The organism is Pseudomonas acericola (SeqCode), assembly GCF_053456465.1.
In genome coordinates, this window is record NZ_JBRFJB010000004.1 from 734,421 (window position 1) to 740,766 (window position 6,346).

6 protein-coding genes are annotated in these 6,346 nt (G+C 58.6%); 3 read left to right on the plus strand and 3 right to left on the minus strand.

The window, feature by feature from the left end; all coding sequences use genetic code 11:
* Window positions 1–11: 11 nt before the first annotated feature.
* On the minus strand, window positions 12–440 hold the full coding sequence (hemJ, locus tag ACU688_RS19635; protein WP_448186019.1) for a protoporphyrinogen oxidase HemJ: 429 nt from the start codon (window positions 438–440) through the stop codon (window positions 12–14).
* Between the two features lie 135 nt (window positions 441–575).
* On the opposite strand from hemJ, the gene argC reads away from it, so the two are divergent.
* Window positions 576–1,610, plus strand: a complete 1,035-nt coding sequence (gene argC / locus ACU688_RS19640; RefSeq protein WP_010206935.1) for an N-acetyl-gamma-glutamyl-phosphate reductase — start codon at window positions 576–578, stop codon at window positions 1,608–1,610.
* Between the two features lie 165 nt (window positions 1,611–1,775).
* Window positions 1,776–2,126: an iron-sulfur cluster insertion protein ErpA gene (gene erpA, locus ACU688_RS19645; protein WP_003176443.1), complete on the plus strand. Its 351-nt coding sequence runs from the start codon at window positions 1,776–1,778 to the stop codon at window positions 2,124–2,126.
* A 65-nt stretch (window positions 2,127–2,191) separates the two neighbouring features.
* On the opposite strand, the gene ACU688_RS19650 is transcribed toward erpA, so the two are convergent.
* Together ACU688_RS19650 and ACU688_RS19655 are read right to left on the minus strand one after the other, a co-directional pair.
* Entirely contained in the window at window positions 2,192–3,283 is a 1,092-nt protein-coding gene (locus ACU688_RS19650; protein ID WP_448186020.1) for an anhydro-N-acetylmuramic acid kinase, read from the minus strand.
* 3 nt (window positions 3,284–3,286) lie between these two features.
* Window positions 3,287–4,696 carry a peptidoglycan DD-metalloendopeptidase family protein gene (locus ACU688_RS19655; protein ID WP_448186021.1) on the minus strand — a complete coding sequence of 470 codons (1,410 nt, stop codon included), beginning with the start codon at window positions 4,694–4,696 and terminating at the stop codon, window positions 3,287–3,289.
* Between the two features lie 209 nt (window positions 4,697–4,905).
* On the opposite strand from ACU688_RS19655, the gene tyrS reads away from it, so the two are divergent.
* Window positions 4,906–6,105, plus strand: coding sequence for a tyrosine--tRNA ligase (gene tyrS, locus ACU688_RS19660; protein ID WP_448186022.1), 1,200 nt, complete (start codon window positions 4,906–4,908; stop codon window positions 6,103–6,105).
* Window positions 6,106–6,346 lie beyond the last annotated feature (241 nt).

Consider the following 6,346-nt stretch of genomic DNA (forward strand, 5'->3'; position numbering starts at 1 on the left):
TGTGATTGAAGTTAGAACGGTTTGACCACGACCAAAATTACGATAGCCAGCAATAGCAGAACCGGGACTTCATTGAACCAGCGATAAAAGACATGGCTGCGGGTGTTTTCGCCACGGGCAAAGCGTTTTACCTGCGCGCCGCACATGTGGTGGTAGCCGATCAGCAGTACAACCAGGGTGAGCTTGGCGTGGATCCAGCCGCCCGAGTGAAAGATGCTCGGGTTCAGGTAGATCAGCCAGCCGCCAAACAGCAGCGTGGCCACGCTCGCCGGGCCCATGATGCCGCGATACAGCTTGCGCTCCATCAGGCTGAAGCGTTCCTTGCTGACGGTGTCTTCGCTCTGCGCGTGGTAGACGAACAGGCGCGGCAGGTAGAACAGCCCGGCAAACCAGCAGACGATGCTGATGATGTGGAAGGCTTTGACCCATAGATAAAGCATTTTTAGTTATTCCCAGGTTCACGGTAGGGGCGATAGTAGTGGCTCATGCGCCCGTACGTCACGTTGACGGTTGTCGCAGGACGATACGGCCCCTATTATCGTCGGCTTTCCAGTGGGTTCGTTGAGGGCAGGTTTATGGTCAAGGTCGGTATCGTCGGCGGCACGGGTTACACCGGTGTCGAATTGCTGCGTCTGTTGGCACAGCATCCGCAAGCTGAGGTGGTGGTCATCACTTCCCGATCCGAGGCCGGGCTGGCTGTGGCCGATATGTACCCGAACCTGCGAGGCCACTATGACGGCCTGGCGTTCAGTGTGCCGGACATCAAGACCCTGGGCGCCTGCGATGTGGTGTTCTTCGCCACGCCGCACGGGGTTGCCCATGCGCTGGCCGGTGAGCTGCTGGCGGCGGGTACCAAGGTCATCGACCTGTCGGCGGACTTCCGTCTGCAAGACGCCGATGAGTGGGCCAAGTGGTACGGCCAGCCTCACGGCGCGCCGGAGCTGCTTGAAGAAGCGGTGTACGGCCTGCCGGAAGTCAATCGTGAGCAGATCAAGCAAGCGCGCCTGATTGCGGTGCCGGGTTGCTATCCGACCGCTACGCAGTTGGGCTTCCTGCCGTTGCTGGAGGCCGGGCTGGCGGATGCATCGCGTTTGATCGCTGACTGCAAGTCGGGTGTCAGCGGCGCCGGTCGTGGTGCTGCGGTAGGCTCGCTGTACTCCGAGACGTCGGAAAGCATGAAGGCCTATGCGGTAAAAGGGCATCGTCACTTGCCGGAAATCCGCCAAGGGCTGCGTCGCGCGGCCGGCAAGGATGTAGGACTGACGTTTGTGCCGCACCTGACGCCGATGATCCGTGGCATTCACTCCACGCTGTACGCCACCGTGGTCGATCGCTCGGTGGACCTGCAGGCGCTGTTTGAAAAGCGTTATGCCAACGAACCGTTCGTCGATGTGATGCCGGCGGGCAGCCACCCGGAAACCCGTAGCGTGCGTGGTGCCAACGTGTGCCGTATTGCCGTGCACCGTCCACAGGACGGCGACCTGGTGGTGGTGTTGTCGGTGATCGATAACCTGGTCAAGGGCGCGTCGGGCCAGGCGGTGCAGAACATGAACATCCTGTTCGGCCTGGATGAGAAGCTGGGCTTGTCCCACGCGGGCATGTTGCCTTAAGGCGTTCAGGTAGTTGCACAAAAGGCCCGTTGATCGGGCCTTTTGCGTTTTTAATGGCCGCCACGCAGATTGATATACCGTAACAATAGTTGACCGCTTTTCTAGGAGAAGCGGATAATGCCCGCCATTACGCATATGGCGGCGGTACGCCGGGAGATTATCAGCATGAGCGTTGAATCCTTCACCCCCACGGCTTTGCAATTCACCCACGGTGCTGCGCACAAGGTGAAGAGCCTGGTCGATGAAGAGGGTAATGATCGCTTGAAGCTTCGCGTATTTGTTACGGGCGGCGGTTGTTCAGGGTTTCAGTACGGTTTTACCTTCGATGAAGATGTGGCCGATGACGACACCATCGTCGAGCGCGAGGGCGTGAGCCTGGTCGTGGACCCGATGAGCTTCCAGTACTTGGCGGGTGCCGAGGTGGATTACCAGGAAGGTCTGGAAGGTTCGCGTTTCGTGATCAAGAACCCTAACGCCACCACCACTTGTGGTTGCGGGTCTTCGTTCTCGATCTGATCGACAGCGGATACAAAAACGCCGCTTGGCTTTCATAGGCCAAGCGGCGTTTTGCTGTCTGGGGCTCAGGCGGGGTAGATCGCGCCCAATACACGAAGCCCGCGCGCGCCGGTCACGCTGGGGCGGTTGGCGGCGATGCCTTCGAGGCAGCAGTGGGCCAGCCAGGCGAAGGCCATGGCTTCGACCCAGTCAGGGTCTACGCCATGGGTTGCGGTGCTGCTGACCTGGGTTGAGGGTAGTAGCGTCGCCAGACGATTCATTAATGTCGAGTTGTGCGCGCCACCGCCACAGACCAGCAGGGTTTCGGTCTGAGGTTGGGCGTTTTGCAGGGACTCGACGATGGTCAGGGCGGTCAACTCCAGCAGGGTGGCCTGGACGTCCTGGTGCGCGAATACGGGCAATCGGCCAAGGTGTTGTTGCAGCCATCCCAGGTTGAACACTTCGCGGCCGGTACTTTTTGGGCCCTTGGTCAGGAAGAAGGGGTCGCTGAGCAGGGCGCTGAGTAGCTGGGGCGCGATAGTGCCGCTGGCTGCCCATTGGCCATCACGGTCGAAGTGTTCGCCGCGTTGTTCATGAATCCAGGCATCCAGCAGCACATTGCCTGGGCCGCAGTCGAAACCGGCTACTGGTTTGCCAGTCTCGATCAGGCTGAGGTTGCTGAAGCCTCCTACGTTCAAAACCGCGCGATTGCCGGTGCGCTCACCAAACAGTGCTTCGTGAAAGGCCGGAACCAACGGGGCGCCTTGGCCACCGGCGGCGACATCGCGGCTGCGGAAATCGCTGACCACGGTGATGCCTGTCAGCTCGGTGAGCAGGGCAGGGTTGCCGATCTGTACGGTAAAGCCGCGAGCGGGCTCATGGCGGATGGTCTGGCCGTGGCTGCCAATCGCGCGAATATCCTGGGGTTTGAGGTTTTGCTGGTCGAGCAGGGCGTGAATGCCTTGGGCGGCGAGCGTCACCCAATGTTGCTGGGCAATGGCCGAACGGGCGATCTCATCCGGGCCACTGGCGCATAGGCCGAGCAACTCGGTGCGCAGGGCGGCGGGCATGGGAATGTAGTGAGTGGCGATCAGCTCGATCGCCCCGTCCTGTTTGATCAGGGCGATATCCAGGCCGTCGAGGCTGGTCCCGGACATCACACCTATATAGAGCGACATACCTTAACGCTTCGCCGAGGCCAGCAGGGTGGAGCGCTCCTGGTCCATGCGTGCCATCAGTGGCTGGCTCTGTTGCATGAAGCGCGCGCGTTCGGCCTTGGCGATCGGGTCGGCCATCGGCAGCTTCTGGCCCAGTGGGTCGACGTGTACGCCGTTGACCTGGAACTCATAGTGCAAGTGCGGGCCGGTGGACAGGCCGGTGGTGCCGATATAACCGATCACCTGGCCTTGCTTCACGGTGCCGCCTGTCTGCACGCCTTTGGCGAAACCTTGCATGTGGCCATACAGGGTGCGGTAGGTATTGCCGTGCTGGATGATGACGGTGTTGCCGTAACCACCGCGGCGGCCGGCCAGCAGGACTTTGCCGTCACCCGCAGCCTTTATCGGCGTACCGCGCGGGGCGGCGTAGTCGACGCCTTTGTGGGCGCGGATTTTGTTCAGAATTGGGTGCTTGCGGCCCATGGAGAAACGCGAGCTAATGCGAGCGAAGTCCACGGGCGTGCGGATGAAAGCCTTGCGCATGCTGTTGCCATCAGCCGTGTAGTAGCTGCTGTTGCCTTGTTTGTTGGTGTAGCGCACAGCTGTGTAGGTCTTGCCGCGGTTGGTGAAGCGCGCGGAGAGGATGTTGCCGGTGCCGACCACTTTGCCATTGGCGACCTTCTGTTCGTAGATCACGTCGAATTCGTCGCCTTGGCGGATGTCCTGGGCGAAGTCGATGTCGTAGCCAAACACACTGGCCATGTCCATGGTCATGCTGTGGGACAGGCCGGCGCGGGCGGCCGATTGCGACAGGGAGCTGTTGATCACGCCGTGGGAATAGGCGGAACGCATCACGGGCTTGGTGGTGATGCGGTTGAAGGCGAAACCTTTGGCGCCCTTGGTCAGGGTGATGCTTTCCAGGTCGCTGACGTTGCTGTGCAGGTTGTGCAACTGGCCGTCAGGCGTCAGCTCGAACTCAAGCTTCTGGCCGTGCTTGAGCTGGGTGAACTGCTTGGCTTGTTTATCGCTGGCCAGTACTTCACTCACCGTTGCGGACGGTAGGCCGACCTTCTCGAACAGGGTCGAAAGAGTATCGCCCTTGGCCACTATTACTTCGCGATGCTGAGGGTTCTTGGCAGCAGGCGCAGGTTGCTCCTGGGCTGCTTGCTGGGTCTCTTCAGGGCTGCCGTCTATCTGGGCGAACGGTGATTCGGTGGGTGCATTTGTGGCTTGTTGCGCGTCGGAAGCGTCTTGATCTTGTGTCAGTTGTTCAACTGGACTTTCCAGGTCAAGGCTCAGGGATGTTCGTTTGGCTTCTACGTCACTGGAAGGGAATACCAGGAGTGCCAGGCTGAGAAGAGCGGCGATACCACTTGCGGCGAGCAGGTGGGTCTTCGGGTAAAGCGGCGGCGCTTTAGACGGTTCAGTGGTCATAAGTAATTTTGACTTTGAAGATGAAATGGAAAAGATGAATGACATGATGAAGATGAAATAACTGTATAAAATATAACCAAATCATCTGTGGCGCAAGCTCGCGAACGCTGGGCTTGCTGAACGGTGTCCGTGCGCAGGGCAAAACTTGTAATTAGTCCCTGATCTTGTATGGTTGGTTCCCTTTTGAATCTGAGCCTTGCGGGTCTGTTATGAAGTCGGTTGAAGAGCAGCTAGCGCTGATAAAACGTGGTGCGGAAGAACTGTTGGTCGAAGCGGAGCTGATCGAAAAGCTCAAGCGTGGCCAGCCCCTGCGTATTAAAGCCGGCTTTGATCCGACTGCGCCGGACCTGCACCTGGGTCATACCGTGCTTATTAATAAGCTGCGCCAGTTCCAGGAGCTGGGGCATCAGGTCATCTTCCTTATAGGTGACTTCACCGGGATGATCGGTGATCCCAGTGGCAAGAGCGCAACGCGCCCGCCGCTGACGCGCGAACAAGTGCTCGACAATGCCGAGACCTATAAGACTCAGGTGTTCAAGATCCTTGATCCGGCCAAGACGGAAGTGGCGTTCAACTCCACTTGGATGGATCAGATGGGGCCGGCGGATTTCATTCGCCTGACCTCTCAGTACACTGTGGCGCGCATGCTTGAGCGTGATGACTTCGACAAGCGTTACTCCACCAACCAGCCAATCGCTATTCACGAGTTCCTCTATCCGCTGGTCCAGGGGTATGACTCGGTGGCGCTGCGTGCGGACGTTGAGTTGGGTGGTACCGATCAGAAGTTCAACCTGCTGATGGGGCGTGAGCTGCAGCGTGCGTATGGGCAAGAAGCTCAGTGCATCCTGACCATGCCGTTGCTGGAGGGGTTGGATGGCGTCAAGAAGATGTCCAAGTCGCTGGGTAACTATGTGGGTATCCAGGAAGCGCCGGGTGTTATGTACGGCAAGCTGGTTTCGATTCCTGATGCGTTGATGTGGCGCTACTTCGAACTGTTGAGCTTCCGCTCGATGGATGAGATCAATGCGTTGCGCGCTGATGTCGAGGCGGGTGCCAATCCGCGTGACGTGAAGATCAAGCTGGCGGAAGAGATTGTTGCGCGTTTCCATGGTGACGAGGCTGCGGCCAGTGCTCATCGCGCGGCAGGCAATCGCATGAAGGATGGCGAACTGCCGGATGATCTGCCGGAGGTTGAGCTGACTGCTGCAGAGGCAATGCCGATTGCTGCTGTCCTTAATAAGGCGGGCTTGGTGAAGAACTCGGCGGTTGCGCGTGATCTGTTGGGTTCGGGCGGGGTGCGTATAGATGGTGAGGTTGTTGATCGCACCTTTATATACGAGCTGGGCGCTACCCACGTTTGCCAGGCTGGAAAGAAGGCGTTTGCACGCATCACGCTCAAATCCGAATAAATCTGTAATTAAGTGTTGACGGCGAATTGTAACTGTCTATAATTCGCCCCACTTCCGGCGCAGTCGAAACGGAAAACTCCTTGGTAAACAATGAGTTATGTAGGTTTCGGCAGAGGGTTGCTTCAGTTTATCGAAGTGATCAGGAAGTTGAAAAAGAGGTGTTGACAGCAGCGTGTAACGCTGTAGAATTCGCCTCCCGCTGATGAGAGATCTGAAGCGCAAGTGGTTGAAGTTGTTGAAG